We start from the raw sequence: 19218 nt of genomic DNA, 5'->3' as shown, positions 1-19218 counted from the left end.
CTTTCAAGGTCTGACATAAGCTTTCAGCGTCGCACACTGCATTCCGGCCGATTTGCCTGACGGCTTGATTGTATAAGCCGGTACATGGGCCGGGACAATGAAGGTTTCGGCATAGTGGATGACATACGGCTCAAACAGGTTATCCGGACTTTCTACGGTCACTTCCGCACCTTCCACAAGGTTGACCACATTGAGGTTTCCGTGTGTAAAATGAGTCACTTTGGTGTCAAACCAGTGTCTTCTGGTTTCAATAAACTGGGAATTGTGAAGCCCGGTTGATTCTTCTTTCACGTGGCTGTCCAGCGAAATAGCAGTTATATTGTTCACCAGGTGCTGCTTCACCCAATTCTCATCCCGACTGAAATCAATCACATTTTTACCATGCTCAATGTTGATCGGTCTCGGCTTTCCATCCAGCCCCAGCCGGCCCCAGTCCCACAATTTGAACGTGAAAATGTAAGGAGTAGCCGATATTTCCAGTACAACTGCATTCTTGCCGGAACAATGGATCGTTCCCGCCGGAATCAGGATGTGGTCATGCTTTTTGACCGGCAGTTTGTTTACGTATTTTTCAGCGTCAAAGCCGGTCATTTCCTGCTGCGCCTTTTCAAGATCGGCGATCATGGCGGCGGTGTCCACATCATTGTGCGTACCCAGATAGACGCATGCATCTTTCTCCGCTTCAAGAAAATAGTAACTTTCATCCTGCGTGTAGCTCATGCCGAACTGCTCCTGAATGTAGGTCCGCGTGGGATGTACCTGCAGGCTCAGGTTGCCACCTTCCATGGTATCCAGAAAATCAAAACGGATCGGAAATTCGGCTCCGAATGCGTTGAAAACGGCTTCGCCCAGCAGCTCCTTCGGCCGGGTCAGCACAAGATTGATAGCAGGAAGTTCAAAAAAGTGCTCGCCTATTTTAAACAGCAGGCTGTTTTCTTCGGGTACACAATCAAAACCCCAGGCATAATTGATTTCATCGCGATTCAGGTCGACGACTTCTTTGAGCCACTGCCCGCCCCAGGGTCCCGGATCAAAAAATGGCACTACCCTGAATGGCCGGCCAATGCTTTCGGTCAATCCTTTCTGGTACAGCTCCGCGCCCAGCATCTTAGGCTTATCGCTGTCATTGGCGTCTATAAAGTAGTCGATCTGGTCAAAATGGGCGAGCTTATGCCGGTCGAATACGCGCCAGTCCAGAAAATAGCCCTGCTTGTATTTCAATGCGAAACTCCCGTTCTGATTATCCACTCCAAAATTCCCTGCTTCGTTGCGTTTCATTCTTTTCTGAATTTCCCAACGCGCAAGGTCCGCGTAAATCAGGACATCGGCATCGGCAAAAAGAGCGGCACCTTCTCCGAAAATCACCACCGTTCCCGATTCCATTTCCTTAATCTGTTTTTTCGTTTGATCCAGACGGGATACATTGAAAAAATCAATCATTTCCAGATTGCTGATTTTGCCGAAAATCGGATCGTCCGTTACAAATGGAAATACCATATCCTGAATTTCAGAGGCACTTTTCAGGCATGATGCGGTTAGAAACAAAGCTGCAGTTTGCAGGTTTGCCTGGATTGCGCCGAGCATTTTTGCTGCATCCACACCTTGATAAAGGTCAATGCAAACAACCGTTTTGTTCTGATTCTTTGAATGTATAAAACGCTGTACTTCAGAAATTACAGACGTCCAGCCTGCGAAACACAGTTCTGACGACTGGCTGATTTCGATGTATGGAAACTTGTCGTAGCTTGACTGCATTGTCAATATTTTTTTTGTTTGAGTAATTCGTATACGCCCAATATTCCGGCGTGCTCCGGCTGCGAAGCCGTCACCAGCTCCACATCGGCGGAGCTGATCCAGGAATGCTTATCGAGCATTTGTCTGATGTAAGGCAAGATAATGGAGCTGCTTTTCATAATCCCTCCGCCAAAGATCACCTTTTCGGGATCGTACGCATGGACCAGATTGATGACGCACAGTGACCACACTTTCAGGCAGCGGTCGAGCAGCTTTTCTGCCAGTGCGTCTTTTTCCGCAGCCAGTTCAAAAAGGTTTTTGAAATCAATAAGTTCCAACTGCGCAAGTTTGCTGGTTTGGAACTCCGGAGATTGTGCAGCCATCTGCGTCAGCGCCCAGGTGGAACTTTCACTTTCCACACAACCGACATTGCCGCAATTACAGATCACTCCCTCGAAATGGATGGTCGAATGCCCGCCAAGATTTCCTCCTATAAAGTTTTTTCCCCGCAGCGGCGCTCCATTCACCAATACGCCGGTACCTACGCCGGTACCGAGCGTTACAAGTACCAGATCGGAGCTCCCCACACCCGCTCCATGTTTCCACTCACCGATTAATGCCGCACGGGCATCATTTTCGACGGCAACCGGAACACCAAAGTTAGTCAGTGCCCACTCATTAAGATCTACGTTTTCGGCACCGGGGTACTTTACATATTTTGACAAAATCCTGCCGGAATGAAAGTTTACAATACCGGGAAACGCAAAGCCGATGCCACTCAGTTTGTATGAACCCGCCGAAAGCAAACGCTTCATTTCAAATTTAATATCCGTTAATCTTTGTTCAAAAGTAAGCTCGGAAGCTGCTTCCATGTTGGCGTCGGCAATCCATTTTCCATCAGAGATCAAACCGATTTTTATCCGGGTTCCGCCAAAATCAACTCCTATGAATGTGTCTTGCATGGTGTGATGGCTTTTAGCTGTTAGCTGTTAGCCGGTAAGTTTTTAGCCTTGGTGTTTGCTGTTAAATAGTCCAATTTTCAGTTACCAGCTTTTTTCGATTTCTTCCAGTGTTCTGTTTTTGGTTTCCGGAATTTTTTTAATGGTAAAAATCCAGATCATGACCGCATTGACCATGAAGATCCAGAATGTCGTTGCGCCGCCAAATGTTTCCAGAAAATAGGGCGTCAGCTGCGTGATAGCCACCACACCGATCCATAATACCAGCGTTGCCAGTGACATGGCAATTCCCCGGATCTTGGTCGGAAATATTTCTGACATCAGAACCCACGGGATCGGTCCGAGTGAAACGGCAAAACTGGCGATGTAACCCAGGATAAAAATCAGCAGCCACGGTCCCTGATCAAAATGAAAATGGAAGCAGATACCCGTGGCAAAAAGGCATATAATCATTCCGGCTATGCCCCAGATCAGCAGGCTTCTTCTGCCGGCCCGGTCGATGAGCCAGATCGCCAGTAATGTAAAAAGCAGATTGACTACGCCAATAATGATGGTCTGGGTAAATGCCGATTCCGCACCGAAACCAATGCTTTTGAAAATCTCAGGCGCATAATAAATGACCGCATTAATGCCTGTAATCTGTGAAAACAACGCCAGCACTATACCGATCCAGAGCGGCTTGCGCAGCTTTTGTTCCATCAGGTCGCCCCAATTGCCTTTTTCGCTGCGCAGGCTATCCGTAATCTCCCCGAAAATTTCTTCGGAAACGACCTTTCCATTGATCCGTTCGAGAATTTTTCTGGCTGCCTCACCCTTCGACTGCGCCGCAAGCCACCGCGGACTTTCGGGCACAAAAAACAGCAACACAAAAAATACCGCCGCCGGAATCACTTCTGAACCCAGCATGTAACGCCAGCCGTATGCTACATTCCAGGCCTCGTCGCCAGCCTGGCTGATTTTGAGATTGATTACATAGATGATATTAATTCCCAGCACGATCGCCAGTTGATACAAGGTAACCAGCCGGCCCCGGATCTGCGATGGGGCGATTTCCGAAATGTACATCGGACAGAGCATGGAAGCGGCGCCCACACCGATCCCGCCCAGCAGCCGCATGATGATAAAACTGGTCAGATCGTCCACCACGGCCGAACCGTATGCGGGCAATGCAAAAAGTACCGCCGTACCGATCAGTACCGCTTTGCGGCCATACCGGTCACTGAGGTAACCGGCCGACATCGCACCAAGCACACAGCCCCAGATTGCACTGCTGGCAGCCCATCCCACCATAATAGGCGACAAATCAAACTTGACCTGAAGATACCCGATTGCCCCGGCAATCACAGCGGTATCATATCCGAACAGGAAACCGCCGAATGCGGCAACGCTGGTAATAAGGATGATGTAGGAGGATCTTTTTTGCGCAGGAACTGCGTCGCTTTGCTCGGTCATGATGCTCAGTGGCTTGTTTGGGAAGTTTGTTGATCGAATTTGACTCTCACAAACCTTGGACGGTATAAATCAGGCTTTTTGGGCAAAACTTCGAAAAACCTGAAGCTGTTGACATTATAAGAAATCAGCAATTCGCCCGGCGCTGATAACGCCGGATGCGCTTTGGCATTATAGGTGAACAAATCCGGGTCCTGAATGTCGTTTGTGGTTTTGTAAAGTACGATCCGCTCGCCAAACGGTCCGGCCGGCGAGGGTCCCACCTGCATGCATATTTCCGGCAAAAGACTGCCAAGCTGATAGACCAGTGCGTACTTTCCTGTTGCCAGCCTGCTTACACTCAGTTCATTGGAAACAGAGTCACTCACGGCTTCCGCTGATTTCACATCTTTTGTCCAGCCGTTCCCATTCCAGAATTCCCACCGGTCAAACAAAGCGATCTCAGCAGGATTTACCCGGGCGGCAACCAGTTTTTTGCTTTTCCCTTTTGTCCCGTAAACATACACAAAGCCGTCACCCTCAGCCTCTCCGGCCGATTTACTGTTGTTAAAAACCCCGGCCCCGAAGGAAATGGTTTCGTCTCCGTTTTTGTAATTATTGAACGGAAGCGTCATTTGCTGCTGATCTGCATAGGGAAACTGGTTGCCGGCCGGTATCCGGATCAGCATATTTCCCGTCTCTTTGAACGGAAATGGCGATTTGTCATGCGTATTGGTAATCTGATACGCAAAAATAAACAGGTCTTTATTCGCTTCGGGACTGGCAAATCCGTCTCCTAGCCAGAAATATGTATCCTTGTCCGGTTTGTTTGTTTTCGGGGTAAAAACGGCTTTGTAACTTCCTTTTTCACCCGCCATCCGGAAGGAAATACTGCTTGAATCGGGTGCTGCTCCTTTCAACAAGGCTACTGAATTGTTGACCATCACAAATCCGGGCTGCAGAGTGTCCCCGTGAATTTCGCCGATCATCGTATCACTGAACAGAAAAAGCAGGCTATCGTTTTTTTCGGAATCCTTTCCTGAAAGCGGCAGCGCAAAGATCCCGTCGCCGCCAAACCAGCCTGACTTTCTTAGAAACAGGCTGTTCCAGTCCTGCGCAGGTTCCGCTGTAAATTTCCGCTCATTGATCCCCGCTGTCTGTACATCCTTTTCCTTATCCGACGGACTGCCGCCGCAGGAAGCCAGCGCAAGCAGAAAAAGCAGCAGGACATAACTTTTTATGAAGTGAAATTTCATTTTCGGGTAAGGTAAAAGCATATCCAACAAATATGTACGTATGTATGAACATTTAAATGTATGGAATATACCATAAAACAAAAATAGTTTAGGTAAATTTTGCCCCGAACTCCGGCACCTTTGACCGGACGATGAAAAATACAAAAGCAACCTCCTAAGTTTATATAATGCATTCAAAAGTTCTGATCTTAAATCTAGCTGTATGAAAACCAGATTCAGTTTAATCCTTGCGATATTGGTCGTGCAATGGGCAGGTTTGCGCGTTACCGCTCAGGACCTTCTCCAATATGTGGATCCCGACATTGGCACCGCGCACAGCCGCTGGTTCTTTTACACCCCGGCAGCAGTTCCTTATGGGATGGCTAAGCTGGCACCATCCACAAACGGGCATTACGGCAACCCCTCGGGCTGGGAAGCGGTCGGGTACGATACGCGCCAGCATTCCATCGAGGGATTTGTGCATTTTCATGAATGGCAGATCGGCGGGGTAAGTTACATGCCTACAACGGGAATATTGAAAACCAGACCCGGCGAACTGGAAGGAACCAGTACAGGTTACCGCTCCGGATTTGACCGCAAAAATCAGGTTGCGCAGCCGGGCTACTATAAAGTGCTGCTGGACGATTACAACATTACTGCCGAGCTGACGGCTACCAAAAGAGTGGGATTTCAGCGTTATACCTTTCCTAAAAACGAACAGTCGCACATTATCCTGGACATTGGCAACAAGCAGGGCGAAAGTGACATCGTAACGGATGCAGGCATTAAAATGCTGGACGCAACGCATTTTGAAGGGTATGTGATCACTTATCCGAAGTACGTGAAAACCTATGATCCGGAAGGTAAGATTGCCATGTACTTCTATGGCGAGATCAGCAAAAAGCCGGCTACAGTCACTGCATTTACGGCCGACCAGGTGACGGAAAACCAGAAAAGTGCGAACGGCAAAGGTGCCGGCCTGGTGCTTAACTATCAAACCGCCGACCAGGAAACCATTGAGGTGAAAACCGGCTTGTCCTACACTTCCAATTCCAATGCAAAGCAAAACTTTTTGGCTGAGGCAAACGGATTGTCATTCGAAACGGCCAAAACCCGGGCACAAAAAACGTGGCAGGAACAGCTTGGCAAGCTGGTGGTGGAAGATTCCAGTGAACCTGATAAAATCAAGTTTTACACGGGCCTTTTTCATGCACTCCTCGGCAGAGGAATTGCCAGCGATGTGAATGGCGCCTATCCGAAACACGGCGGCAAAACGGGGCAGCTGCCGGTTCAGAAAGGCAAAGGTCCAAAAGCCGAATTCATCAATACGGATGCGATCTGGGGCGCTTTCTGGAATATTACGCAATTATGGTCGCTTTCGTACCCGGAATGGTACGGCAGCTTTGTGAACACCCATTTACAGATTTTCAAAGATAAAGGCTGGTTTGGTGACGGCATTGCAAACAGTGAATTTGTGTCCGGCGTAGGTACCAACTTTGTCGGCCTCGCCATAGCAGGCGCTTATAATGCGGGCATCCGCAACTATGATCCTGATCTGGCGTACAAAGCGGTAAAAGCAAACGAGCTGAATTACAAAAACCGTCCGGTTGGCTCGGGCAAACTGGATACGAAAGCGTTTGTTGATAACGGTTTTGTGCCTTTTCTGGAGCAGAAAGGCGCCGGCTTTGTCACGGATTCGACGGGCTCAAACTTTGCAGGCTCGCATACGCTGGAATACAGTTTCAGCGCATTTGCTGCTGCACAAATGGCGAAGGCAATGGGCAAAAACGAAGATTACAGCAAGCTGATCAGGTTATCAAACGGCTGGCAGCAAATTTTCAATCCGCAGAACAAGCTGATGCAGCCTAAAACCGCAGCCGGTCATTTTATTGACAAGTTCGACCCTTACCAGCCCTGGCGGGGTTTCCAGGAAGGCAACGCAGTGCAGTATACTTTTTACGTACCGCACAACCCGGCAGGATTGATTGAAGCAATCGGAAAAGATCATTTTAATAACCGGCTGGACAGTATTTTCACCGTTTCGGAAAAGCTAGGCTTCGGCGGAGGAAAAACGATCGATGCTTTTGCGGGCATCCAATCCATTTACAATCATGGAAATCAGCCCAACTTACACACCAGCTGGCTGTTCAACTTTTCCGGAAAACCATGGCTGACCCAGAAATGGACACGGGCTATCGGCAATGACTTTTATGGTACCGAACCGATTCACGGCTACGGCTACGGCCAGGACGAAGACCAGGGCCAGCTTGGTTCCTGGTATGTAATGAATGCACTGGGTTTGTTTGATGTAAAAGGCCTGACCGATCTCCGCCCGATCATTCAGCTGGGCAGCCCGTTATTTGAAAAAGTGACCATTACACTGGGTAACGGAAAAACGCTTGTTATTGAAACAAAAAACAACTCGAAGGACAATGTGTACATCCAATCCGCGACATGGAACGGAGCGGCACTCGACAACTGCTGGCTGTACCGGGATGAGTTGATGAAAGGGGGCAAGATGACGTTTGTCATGGGTGCAGAGCCTGCTACAAACTGGGGCACGAAAACGCCGCCGCCGTCAGCACAGTAAATCATTGGCTCCGGTGCAATGGATTATACCCCTCGCTGCACTTGCAGCTGCCAACCAGCTTCAGTAAACTTTTTGTAACCGCAGTATTTTAACTGACTTAAAAAAACCATTTTCATCAGACGCAATCCTGAAATTATTTTTCAATTCTGAAAAGCCCCATACAACCCTTTCATCTTTTGGCAGCCTCTTTGATCTGAATCCATTGGAATGCGATAGATGATACAACGACCGAGCTTATTTCAGGATGCCTTTACATGACCCTTCTGAAAGGGTCCTGTACACACACGTGCATAGCAAATTCATTCGCATTGCTGACCGGCAGTACCGTACAGGGAAGTAGCTCCGTAAAATTGCCCGTAGTTCTAAATGAAATCCTGAAACAGCCGGTATCAAGGAACCTTTTTCCAGAAATCAGGCAACCCTTGTCCCTGTTGATGCCGAGTTCGGCCATATGAGCCGCTTAACAAAGTTCTTAATATCCATTAGCCATGAAATCATGCCTTGCCACGCTTGCCATTTTATTTTCCAGTCCGTTTTCCAGTGCCCAGGATAGCATTCCGGTCCAATTTCATCAGGAAACCGACACGCTGGTCAAACAACGCTTTATCGACCGGTATGAAAATGTGTTTATGACCAAAGTACCCACAAGGCATATGTTCAAAGCAGCAGCGGTCGGCTCTGAAGTTCAGGGTGCCGGCATTAATCTGGGTTATGAATACAAGCTGATGCCAGCCGTATCTGTTGAAGCGTCCGTTTACGCGCAGCTCAGCCGGTTCAATAGCAGCCTGGCCAATGAATTTATTCATCTGGATACTAAACGAGTGGATATCTGGGGCAGTGCCAAACTACGGTGGTACTACCGTATGAACAAGAGGATAAAAAAGGGATTGAACGCAAATAATTTCAGCGGCGGCTATCTTGCTCTTGCGTATGAACAGCCATTACGCCGTGACAACGTTTTTGGAACTAAAAGAATTGGCGGATTCAGCCTTCTTTATGGTTTCCAGAGTCGTTTTTTTAACCATGGGTTTATTGATTTTGCACTGGGCATTTATTAAAAAGAAGTCAGTAAAAATTTCTTTCTGGATTATAGTCCAAGTTCTTTCGGTATCAATAATTTTGTTTTAGGCACTCAGGCACGGATCGGGATTGCACTGGGAGATTGGAAAAGAAGCCGGACCAGTCCGCTATGTGAGGTAATGATCTGCGATGAGCTGATCCAGGATCAGCTTAAAATTGAAATGCCCAGTATGGCAATCGGCTTTAAACAGCAGACATTCAATCCGGGTTTGGCTTACGAAATCAAACTGGCCAACAGCCCATTTTCGATCCAGGCCAATGCTGCGCTTTTTTACCGCAAAGACGCCATGTCGGGCGCTGGCCTTAAATTCCTTTCCACCGGAGCCGGACTCGAATTCCGGTACTATTACCTGCAGAAATTCATGATGAGGGTTGGCAAGGCAGGCGGCAATTTATCCGGCCTTTATGCCGGGGTCAAAGGAAGTTACGACATTACAACCGTGAAACGAAGGGATGGTTTACTGCGGTATCCAATCGTTACAAAAGCGCGAGATTTCAATACGGCACTGTCGCTTGGCTATCAGCAACGGCTCTTCAGAAGAATCTACATTGACGGGTCTGTGTTCTATAATAAAACATCCCCGACAGCTGAAAAATTTACGGTGTTCCCATTCCCTCTGAGCTATCGGACTTTTGGTATTTCCCGCAACTTTATATCTTCAAAAATGTCTATCGGTTTTACATTCTGACAGCATGAGCCCGGCTAAACCACAGCAATCAGGAATGGCCTGATAACCCTTTTGCTACTGCCGTGTACTATTTACGGCAAAGTAAAGGACAATCTTCTGAAAGCCACAAACCGGCTAGATCAGGAACAATCCATTCTAACACACGTAACAAAAAATCTGATTTGATTTCTCCGAAAATCTTCAGAAGAGTATGTACACGATTTGATTAATACCCGGAAAGTGCTTTCTGCTACCGGGTTAATTTGAAACTCTGGAAAACCCGGTAAGCCCCGTACCTGAAATTACATTGGCGCTGCGGCTGCGGAATGCTGTTCTGGATGGTTACAGCCGGAACAGCGTTCGGCGGGAATTGCGCAGAAGCATGAAGACCGGTGATGTACATTCCTTTTTTTCCAAATCTGCACTACGGGCCTTTTATTCTATTCTGACAAGCTGCCCCATTTTTTCACTGGTTTCAAGATCAAAACCTTCCGATCCGGAGATGGCGTAAGCTTCGTAAGTTCCATTTTCAACAACGGCTGGGATCGGAAAACTGAAAAATTGATTGATGTAGCACATGGAAGTGAAACGGGGCTTCTCTGTAGTCAGTATAAATTCTTTCCGGGTTTGCGCATTCACCAGCTTCATTCTGATCGTAGCGTTAGGATGGTTCTGGTAGTCGGCCGAGATGTACGCAATCAGGTTCTGCTTGCGGGAAAGTGTAGCGACCGGACTGAAATAGTAACAATCGCCCAAAGGCTTGAACTCGGATTCCTGCGACACATATACGAGAGCAGGCTGGTTTGCAGTGCGCTTTACATACAATTCAGGAAGAAAATCAAGCGGATAGTTCTGCGGCTCGTACTCCTTTCCATTTACAAACAATTTGGTGTTGTAATTTCCCGGTGTAATCTCGGCCGGTAATTTCAGGCTGAGCGAGTTATATCCTTTCCTGTCCAGCCTGTATTTTTTAACCGGAAAGAAGCCATTCGAAATTTCCACTTCGTAGGTGTTTTCAGGGTAAATATTATAGCCATTTACCATCAGTTCCGCACTACTGTCGCGCCTTGTCCCCCAAGGTCCATCTGACAGTTCCAGCTTGCCATATTTTACGCTGATCCGGTCGGGTGCCGTTATACTCATGCCGCCGCGATGGACAGTAGCCTGGTAATCTGCCGCCAATATAGTTCCGGGAACATTAAACAGGAGTTTGGACTCTCCGGGAGTATCACTGAAAATACTGGTTTGATCGAAACGGAGGGTATCTCCGGTTTCAAGGTTTTTCAACACCACTGAAACATGCTGGTTTTCCGGGTAACTTCTGGCTGTCCCGAAATTCTGCATGGTCAGCGCCAGTTCTGTATACCGGCTGATGAAGACTTCACTGACGCCTTCCGACTTGACTTTCCATGGTGCTGCGGGTTTTACATAAACCGGAAAATGGACCGGATCATGCGTACTGCTGGCAAAGGAAATGTACACATCCTGGCCCTCAAATGCAATGCCTTTGCTAAGATCGCTGATGAGCCTGAAATCTCCTTTAGGTTCAATAGAGACTCTCAGGTTACTGCCGGACGGATAATCCGCAGGTAGTGTAATCATGATCCTGTCGTTTTTCAGTACTATGTTCTCCTGACTTACACCTTCTATTTTAATGCTCCTGATTACAAGATCAGCAAAACTGAATACAGGAGCCGGTGTAAATTCTTCCTTGCACCCGAGCAGGGTAATCAGTACCAGAGTAAAAAGCTTTTTCATGGAATGGCTGTCAGATGGTGAAAATGCCGGAACATCCGTAACAATCGGTTTAAAGAATTTACCTGAAAAGTACGATAAGCAATATTTTACTTGGTAAAAAGCATAAACTGTTGTCCATGCTGATGGTTACTCCGTAAAGCCGGCACTCCGGAAAAGAAAGGGCAAAGTACATTTTCCCTGGCCTGTAAAACTTTTACAATCCGGCGCTTCCTCTTGTTCCCTGTTCTTTTGCTTCGTCTGAAATCTGTTGCCTGAAGAGGGAATCCGTAAATCTCAGCAACCGCCTTTATCCGGACAAGGATTTGCGGAAGAACTCACAGGCATATGATCGTTTTTCTCCGGTTTGGAACGGTCCGGTTCTGACGAGGAAAATCAGACTTTAAGAAAAATAGTTACCTGTTGGTTTGAAAAAACGGAGCGTACTTCAGGTGCGGCAAAGCTGTTCAGTGACAATGCATACGGCTGATTCATGAAAGCGTATCTGATTGTAACCAATATTTGGTCATCAACGGTTTATAGCTAAATTTTTTATTTTAGTCAGATTTCCCTTTTCATCATAAATATGTAAATTCATATAAAAAAGATAACTATGCAAATAACTCTACCTGTCAGAATGCCATGAAAGCCCTGCTGTCGTTGACTACCCTGTTTGTGTACGCAATGTGCCTTTTGAGAAAAAATTTAAATTAAAATTCACTTCTTAACCCCAGCAGCCGGAACTATCCAGCCGGGCTGGCCTGAACACCTGATCCGCTTGTGCTTAATGTTTTGATGAACAACAGCAATACCATGCAGCATTTTGCCTGATACCCGTTTGTTGATTTCCGGCACAGCGCCGGCAGCAGCAATCTTTTCCAGTCCATTTCCCCACGATACACCAACTTTAATTCACCTTTAAATCCCGAAAACCATGAACAAAATGGTACTCTTTCTGGCCTTTTCACTGATCAGTGCAGAGGCCCTGCTAGCCCAGGAAAGCGGGCTTGTAAAAGATATCAACGTGACTAGATCTGCCAACGGCTTTCTGATACAGGAATCCATCGCAGCAGGTAGTATGTTCTATATGATTGCCGATCATGGACCCGTAAAGCAGGGATTATGGAAAAGCGACGGCACAGCAAAGGGTACGGTGCTGGTCAAAGAGTTCCCGGGCGCCCGGTTTGTAGGCAACCTGAGCTCGTATAACGGTACCGTTTATTTCGTGGTGCTTCCTATCGTCGGAAGCTATGAGCTCAATTTATATAAAAGTGACGGAACCTCGGAAGGCACAGTCCTTTTTCATAATCTGACTTACATGCTGCCGGACAGGACTAACATGCCGTATGCAAATTTGAACGGTACCCTGTATTTTTCCGGTACAACAGGATTAAGGAAAACAGACGGGACTGCTTCCGGAACAGTGTTATTGAAAAGGTTCACATTTCATGAGAAGGAAGTACTGAAGGAAGCAGTTGAAGTGAATGGCACCGTATTTTTTACCACCGTCGAAGACGAAATTCATTACAGGCTCTACAAATCCAGCGGGACGGGAAGCGGGACTGTAGATCTCGGAGATAATCTCGCAGGTCCAGCCTGGACTTATTCGTCGCTTGTAACAATGGGCAGTGATGTATACTTCAGTGCTTCCAATGCCCGGGTAGCAGGCTTGTACAAGGTCAGCAATGCGACCGGAATTACACTGGTCAAAGCATTTTCGTCCGGTGTACAGAATCTTACCAGAATAGGAAACAGCTTGTATTTCACTGCCAGCGATAACGGAGATGGCAATGAGCTTTGGAAATCCGATGGCAGCACGGCCGGTACTGGCCTGGTCAAAGACATCCGTTCAGGCGCTTCTTCTTCCGATCCTTCCATGCTTACTGTAGTGGATGAACAACTTTACTTTGTCGCAAATGACGGAATCCATGGCCGTGAGCTTTGGAAAAGCGGCGGAACGGCTGCAACGACGGAGCTGGTCAGTGACATCAGACCTGGCATGGCAGATTCGGAGATCAGAGAACTTACCGCCGTTGGCAGCAAGGCCACCTTTGTTGCCCAGGACGGCTCAGGCGAAAAGCTATGGCAGATCAACGGCAATGTTTATGGTACCAGGGTACTCGCTGAACTGGCTGCTTCGCACCTTCTGAACGTCAATGGAACCCTGTACTTCAACGGCAACACAGGCCGTGGCCCGGAACTTTTCAAAAGCACCATGGTCACAGGCGGCACGCATGCCGTAACCGAGCTTGCCAGACCCGAATCCATGCCGCTTGGTTTTACCCAGGTCAACGGAGTTTCCTACTTCACTGCGGATGATGGCATCCATGGCCGCGAGCTCTGGAAAACGGATGGCAGCACCGCCGGTACCATACTGGTCAAAGATGTTGTAAACGGAGCGAACAGCTCCTATCCCGAGCAGATCACCGATGTAAACGGTACCGCTTACTTTATAACCGGAAAAGAATCCCAGGTGCACAGCTTGTGGAAAAGCAACGGAACCCCGGCAACAACCATCAAGGTCAAAGACTTTACCAAAGCCGACACGCTGCAAGGGTTAATCAATGTGAACGGCACATTGTTTTTCGGTGTAGTCAACGGAAGCGGCAGCATGCAGCTATGGAAAAGCAATGGCAGTGCAGCGGGCACACAGCTGATCAGGACCTTTGCACAAACGTCCACTTTTTTACCTGTAACCATGAAGGGCCGGTTATTTTTTGGTGCATACGACGGCATCAACAGTGTGGACTTGTGGAAAAGTGACGGCACAGCAGCAGGAACCGTGCTGGTGAAAGATCTGGCAGTCAGCCGGAGTAGAAACGATGTTGAAGGCCTGTATACTTCCATTACCGTAGCAGGTAACCTGGTTTATTACATCATTACAGATTTTGACGGACGCTTCGGGAGAAACCAACTGGTTAAAAGCGACGGCACTTCAGAAGGGACGACGGTCATCACCAGACTCACTTCTTCATTCTCCAAACTCACAACAGTAAACAATCTGGTCTTTTACCTGGCTTTTCACGGCGGGGATGATTACGATGGCGAAGCGTTATGGAGAACGGATGGTACAGAGCAGGGGACCTTTTCCGTAGCAGGTTTTCAATTTTACGATTACGACAGGATTAGCACCATTTTCACACATAATCTGCTGGCAGTGGACGGTAATTTCTATTGTGTACCAAAAAGGCAGGAACAGTTATGGAAAAGTGATGGCACGGTGAAAGGCACAAAGCAGGTGACGCACATCGGTACGCCCGAAAACGGGGCATTTATCCGGCTTACGGCTGCCATAGGAAACACCTTGTATTTCACCATTACGGATGAAAACCACAGGCTTAAACTATGGAAAACCCAGGGTACGGCCGAGTCCACCGGTCCGGCATATGATTTGAACCCGAATGGCTCTACCCTTTTCTACGAGATTGCTGCCCTCAACGACCAGCTTCTGGTATCCGCCGATAACGGCCGCTATGGTGCCGAGCTCTTTAAAGTTCAGCAGGCTCATACCGAAAATACCATGCGGATCAATGCAGGCGGAGCAGCCTTCACGGCTTCCGGTGAAAGGCAGTTCAGCGCCGACCAGTACTATGAAGGTATTGACCGTACCAGCTCGGTTGCGACCGGGGACATTCTCAATACGACCGATGATGTATTGTACCGTTCAGGCCGCTGCTCGCCATCATTCAGCTATACTATTCCGGTACCAGATGGCAGCATGAACGTCATCCTGCACTTTGCCGAAATCTGGTACGGCGTACCGGGCAAAGGTACAGGCGGAGCAGGCAAAAGACAATTTAATGTCACTGTGGAAGGCAGCCGCAAGCTGACCAACTTTGACATCTTTGCCGCTGCGGGCGGGGCCATGCGCGCTGTCCAGATACCCATTCCGGTCACCGTTACGGATGGCGTGCTCAACATTGACTTCACGAGCGGCGCAGCGGATATGCCCAGGGTGTCTGCAATTGAAATCGTCGCGACCAGCCTTGCTCTGAAACCGGTAGCGGATGCTTATGTACGCGATGGCAAAGATTACTACTGGATGCGGTATGGCTATACTTCCAGTCTGGAAATCAAAAACAATACCGACACTGATGATCTTTCAACCAAACGCTCCTCTTACCTTCGGTTCCAGCTGCCGCAAGCAGCCATCACCTCTGCCAGACTTCGGGTCTACGGTCATAATCAGGAAAACAGCAAGGAGATTTCGGTACATGCGTATGGAGTCGATGACAATAGCTGGGTTGAAGAATTTATTACCCGAAGAGATGCACCGGCAGCATCCACGCCGTCTCTGGGCTATGCAGTGGTCAATGCTGTTTACAAATACTATGAAGTAGATGTGTCGAGTTATGTAAAAGCGCGGCAGCAATTCGGTGAAACACAGGTGAGTTTTCTGTTGGCAGATCCGAATAACCGAAATACCCGAGTGGTTTTTAACAGTAAGGAAAACAGCGACAACCTTCCTCAGCTGATCGTTCAGACACCGTCCGGAAACAAGAACCCGGCCCGGTTAAACCAGGAAGCTGTTCCATCGGAAACCGTACAGGACGGGCAGGAATCAGCGGTTTACCCCAACCCGGTCAATGGTCGGTTTACAATAACCTTATCCAGCCGGCACAGCGAAGATGTTTCCTTTGATCTGCTGAATAGTACAGGCCAGAGCTACCCCGTAGCTCCACTTGAAAAAGCAAGAGCAGGCCAGAAAGCAGAGGCAGATATTTCCGGTCTGGCGCTAAATGCCGGCATGTACCTGTTGAAAATACATTCAGCAGCTGCAACGGAAACCATCAAACTGCTGGTGACGGAGTAAGACCGGTTCGCAGAAAAACTAGCCGTAAAATCAAAAACCGAAAGGCCGTTCATAGAAAGTGATGAACGGCTTTTTTTGTCCTGTTCCAGAAGAAATTTATCTGACGGAAGTTAATGGCTGCTCTTCGCTTATCGGTTAGTCTGTCATATCATTGACCTTTGAACAATTTCATGATCACTTTTCCTGATGTCGCTGACAGAATCTCGTGAAACCCAGGCAGATATGAATTACATCTTAACCTGGAAAGTAGCCGGGCTCAATGAACAAAAACACTTTTTTGAAAGTCCACTTCAGAAAGTTTTCAGAAGTGCTTGAAGGTACTCGTAACGGAATAACCAGGCCTTGCAAAGCAGAATAAACGGAAAACCCGCCTGTCCTGATAGAGAGGCGGGTTTTTGAGATGGACAGCATCCTTATGCATACGACACCTGTTTTTTTGACCAGTGCATGCACGAAATTCAGTTACAAAAGAATCAAGTTCACGTCCATAGTAGCTGAAAATTACATTAACTTTTAAGATTAAAATCTGTAAACCTTGTTCAGTAACATATACGTCTGTTCTTTACGAATCGAATCAATCAAAATGTTTTATGAAACCGTATCTTCTTTTAGCACTCTTTTCTATTCTGCCGGCATGCTGCTCCGCACAGATTTTTGTTGGTGATGTTGATATCAACCGTGCCGATAGTATTAAAATTGTCGAGGTATATATCAACCGGCGTGTGCTAAGGAATATGGTTAATGTCTATGTTGATTACGGGCAAAAAGATAATTTCAATGCACAAAGTCTTGGGTACCGAACGGATAATTTGATCATTATGCAGCCGGAAACAAAAAAGAAAATGGTTTTTAAATCCACAGCAGCAGTACTCAATTTCTTTGAGCGCAACCATTGGGAGTATCTGGACGGATTCGCCGAAAACGCTGCCGCTGATTCCGGCTATTATTATTATTTCAAAAAAAGGCAGTAACAACAATGCAAACATGACCCTTTCAGCATACAAACCTGGACTTTTCAACAAACCTGCGCCTGCTGGCCTGAGTTACCTTTGCGATGTAAATAATTAAGCAACTAAAAATTACAGGCAAAATGAAAAAGACCGTATTGGTAACAGGGGCTTCGGCAGGAATCGGAAAAGCAACGGCCATTTATCTCGCGCAAAATGGCTATCAGGTGTATGGTGCAGCGCGCAGGATCGACCAGATGCAAGACTTGAAAACGTACGGCATCAAACCCATCGTGCTTGATGTGACAAAAGAGGAAAGTATAACCGCATGCGTCAGTCAGATTTTCCGGGAAGAAGGAAGTATTGCCATTCTGGTAAACAATGCCGGCTTTGGAATGGAAGGCGCAATTGAAGATATACCGATGCAGGATGCTCGCTATCAACTGGAAGTAAACGTCTTTGGGGCGATGCGGCTGGCACAACTGGTTTTGCCGAAAATGCGGGAAAACGGCTACGGCAAGATTGTGAACATCTCGTCTGTGGGCGGCAAGATTGCATTTCCACTGGGCGGCTGGTACCATGCCAGCAAATTTGCACTGGAAGCATTGAGCGACAGCATGCGAAGTGAAGTAAAGCAGTTCGGCATTGACGTGATCGTTGTGGAACCCGGTGCCACCCGCTCCGAGTGGGGGAATGTGGCAACGGATCTTCTCATGAAAGTATCAGGACATACCGCTTACAAAGACCTGGCGGCCAAAACACACCAATTATTTACCCGGCTCAGCAAGCAGGTGGCCGAACCGGAAGTAATCGCCAGACTCGTCCGAAACGGAATAGAAGCAAAAAGTCCGAAAACGCGCTATACCACTTCGCAAATCGCCTCTTCGCTTTTGTTGTTTTTGAAAAGAGTTCTGTCCGACAAGCAAATGGATAAACTGATCCTCAGCCAGATAAAATAACCGAAATGGAATTGCCGTAATGGAATCGAACCAAATGGAAAATCTCGTTCTTCAGCATAATTTCCTGTATGCGCAAGGGCATCAAAAAACGCAAAGCAGTGAACATTACTTTCCTGACCATGCTCTGGGCATCATGCTGTCCGGCGAATCACACTATTTTTCGAATGAAGGAACATTTGTCATGAAAGAAGGCACGATCTGTTTGATGCGCCGGAATGAGCTGTTCAAAAAGCTGAAAAAAGCAGGCCCGAACGGGGAACCGCCTTCGTTGATCAGCCTGTTTCTGGACCAGAAAACATTACGCCGGTACGCAACCCAAAACGATGTTCCCAGGCAAAGTGCGTACAAGGGCAAGGCCATGACGGACCTGACCGGCAATGTGTTCCTGAAAGGATTTTTTGATTCCCTCCTGCCCTACATCGATCATCCGGAAAAGCTGACAGCCAAAATGGCGGAAATCAAAACCTGTGAAGCCATTGAGCTCTTGCTTCAAAGCGGCAATGTGTATCGAAATCTTTTATTTGATTTTCAGGAACCGCACAAGATCGACCTGGAAACGTACATGAACCACCATTTCAAGTATAACATCCCGCTGTCATCGTTTGCCAAACTTGCCGGACGCAGTCTGTCCACATTCAAACGGGATTTTACAAAGATCTTTGAAACAACGCCGGAAAAATGGCTGCAGCAAAAGCGTCTGGAGCAAGCGCATTACCTGATTTCTAAAAGAGCCATGCGGCCTTCGGAGGTTTATCTGGAAGTCGGCTTTGAAAACCTGTCGCACTTCTCGTTCGCTTTCAAGAAAACATTCGGCCTGACGCCATCCGAGCTGACGGAACAGCACAGGAGTACGAGCCTTTAGGAATACGGACCAGCCGATTTGGCAAGGTGCTGAAAACGGTTCAGGAACCGCAAACACAGATGCGGTTTGTCTTCTTCATCAGCTTGCTAAAAGTACAAATACGGCTTGTGCTTTGTTCTCTGGCTAGTTTATTGTTGCGGTGGCCGTTGGCACTGCAAACGCAGGAAAGAACAAGGTTTTGGAGGTATTTAAGGGCAAAAATGAGTATG

The 19218-nt window shown here is 47.6% G+C and carries 12 protein-coding genes; 7 read left to right on the top strand and 5 right to left on the bottom strand.

The window, feature by feature from the left end; genetic code table 11:
* Positions 1-3 precede the first annotated feature (3 nt).
* The 4 genes from FEM55_RS15260 to FEM55_RS15245 all read right to left on the bottom strand — a co-directional run bounded on the left by FEM55_RS15260 (position 4) and on the right by FEM55_RS15245 (position 5377).
* Entirely contained in the window at positions 4-1755 is a 1752-nt protein-coding gene (locus FEM55_RS15260) for a class I mannose-6-phosphate isomerase (protein ID WP_138282215.1), read from the bottom strand.
* Between the two features lie 2 nt (positions 1756-1757).
* Entirely contained in the window at positions 1758-2696 is a 939-nt protein-coding gene (locus FEM55_RS15255) for an ROK family protein (protein WP_138282214.1), read from the bottom strand.
* An 81-nt stretch (positions 2697-2777) separates the two neighbouring features.
* Positions 2778-4145: a sugar porter family MFS transporter gene (locus FEM55_RS15250; protein ID WP_138282213.1), complete on the bottom strand. Its 1368-nt coding sequence runs from the start codon at positions 4143-4145 to the stop codon at positions 2778-2780.
* A gap of 5 nt (positions 4146-4150) precedes the next feature.
* Positions 4151-5377, bottom strand: coding sequence for a DUF5005 domain-containing protein (locus FEM55_RS15245; RefSeq protein ID WP_171036563.1), 1227 nt, complete (start codon positions 5375-5377; stop codon positions 4151-4153).
* A gap of 202 nt (positions 5378-5579) precedes the next feature.
* Here FEM55_RS15245 and FEM55_RS15240 point away from each other — a divergent pair, with 202 nt between their 5' ends.
* From FEM55_RS15240 to FEM55_RS15230, 3 genes are all read left to right on the top strand, one after another.
* On the top strand, positions 5580-7946 hold the full coding sequence (locus FEM55_RS15240) for a GH92 family glycosyl hydrolase (protein ID WP_138282211.1): 2367 nt from the start codon (positions 5580-5582) through the stop codon (positions 7944-7946).
* Positions 7947-8434: 488 nt separating this feature from the next.
* Positions 8435-9004: a hypothetical protein gene (locus FEM55_RS15235; protein ID WP_138282210.1), complete on the top strand. Its 570-nt coding sequence runs from the start codon at positions 8435-8437 to the stop codon at positions 9002-9004.
* A gap of 192 nt (positions 9005-9196) precedes the next feature.
* Positions 9197-9715 carry a hypothetical protein gene (locus FEM55_RS15230; protein WP_138282209.1) on the top strand — a complete coding sequence of 173 codons (519 nt, stop codon included), beginning with the start codon at positions 9197-9199 and terminating at the stop codon, positions 9713-9715.
* 414 nt (positions 9716-10129) lie between these two features.
* On the opposite strand, the gene FEM55_RS15225 is transcribed toward FEM55_RS15230, so the two are convergent.
* The gene (locus FEM55_RS15225) at positions 10130-11452 is read right to left on the bottom strand and encodes a hypothetical protein (protein WP_138282208.1); all 1323 of its coding nucleotides are present in this window, start codon (positions 11450-11452) and stop codon (positions 10130-10132) included.
* 919 nt (positions 11453-12371) lie between these two features.
* Here FEM55_RS15225 and FEM55_RS15220 point away from each other — a divergent pair.
* The 4 genes from FEM55_RS15220 (at position 12372) to FEM55_RS15205 (ending at position 19009) form a co-directional block, all read left to right on the top strand.
* On the top strand, positions 12372-16241 hold the full coding sequence (locus FEM55_RS15220) for an ELWxxDGT repeat protein (protein ID WP_171036562.1): 3870 nt from the start codon (positions 12372-12374) through the stop codon (positions 16239-16241).
* Between the two features lie 590 nt (positions 16242-16831).
* A complete protein-coding gene (locus FEM55_RS15215; protein ID WP_138282206.1) occupies positions 16832-17212 on the top strand; it encodes a hypothetical protein in 381 nt (126 codons plus the stop codon).
* A gap of 119 nt (positions 17213-17331) precedes the next feature.
* The gene (locus tag FEM55_RS15210; RefSeq protein ID WP_138282205.1) at positions 17332-18147 is read left to right on the top strand and encodes an oxidoreductase; all 816 of its coding nucleotides are present in this window, start codon (positions 17332-17334) and stop codon (positions 18145-18147) included.
* Between the two features lie 19 nt (positions 18148-18166).
* Positions 18167-19009 carry a helix-turn-helix domain-containing protein gene (locus tag FEM55_RS15205; protein WP_138282204.1) on the top strand — a complete coding sequence of 281 codons (843 nt, stop codon included), beginning with the start codon at positions 18167-18169 and terminating at the stop codon, positions 19007-19009.
* Positions 19010-19218: the final 209 nt, after the last annotated feature.

Source organism: Dyadobacter sediminis (genome assembly GCF_005860765.1).
Taxonomy (GTDB): domain Bacteria; phylum Bacteroidota; class Bacteroidia; order Cytophagales; family Spirosomataceae; genus Dyadobacter; species Dyadobacter sediminis.
This window is presented reverse-complemented; position numbering and strand designations above follow the sequence as displayed.

Bases quoted from the DNA above. Each gene is read 5' to 3' on its own strand.
- FEM55_RS15260 (WP_138282215.1), bottom strand. From the start codon at position 1,755: ATGCAGTCAAGCTACGACAAGTTTCCATACATCGAAATCAGCCAGTCG.
- FEM55_RS15255 (WP_138282214.1), bottom strand. From the start codon at position 2,696: ATGCAAGACACATTCATAGGAGTTGATTTTGGCGGAACCCGGATAAAA.
- FEM55_RS15250 (WP_138282213.1), bottom strand. From the start codon at position 4,145: ATGACCGAGCAAAGCGACGCAGTTCCTGCGCAAAAAAGATCCTCCTAC.
- FEM55_RS15245 (WP_171036563.1), bottom strand. From the start codon at position 5,377: ATGAAATTTCACTTCATAAAAAGTTATGTCCTGCTGCTTTTTCTGCTT.
- FEM55_RS15240 (WP_138282211.1), top strand. From the start codon at position 5,580: ATGAAAACCAGATTCAGTTTAATCCTTGCGATATTGGTCGTGCAATGG.
- FEM55_RS15235 (WP_138282210.1), top strand. From the start codon at position 8,435: ATGAAATCATGCCTTGCCACGCTTGCCATTTTATTTTCCAGTCCGTTT.
- FEM55_RS15230 (WP_138282209.1), top strand. From the start codon at position 9,197: ATGGCAATCGGCTTTAAACAGCAGACATTCAATCCGGGTTTGGCTTAC.
- FEM55_RS15225 (WP_138282208.1), bottom strand. From the start codon at position 11,452: ATGAAAAAGCTTTTTACTCTGGTACTGATTACCCTGCTCGGGTGCAAG.
- FEM55_RS15220 (WP_171036562.1), top strand. From the start codon at position 12,372: ATGGTACTCTTTCTGGCCTTTTCACTGATCAGTGCAGAGGCCCTGCTA.
- FEM55_RS15215 (WP_138282206.1), top strand. From the start codon at position 16,832: ATGAAACCGTATCTTCTTTTAGCACTCTTTTCTATTCTGCCGGCATGC.
- FEM55_RS15210 (WP_138282205.1), top strand. From the start codon at position 17,332: ATGAAAAAGACCGTATTGGTAACAGGGGCTTCGGCAGGAATCGGAAAA.
- FEM55_RS15205 (WP_138282204.1), top strand. From the start codon at position 18,167: ATGGAATCGAACCAAATGGAAAATCTCGTTCTTCAGCATAATTTCCTG.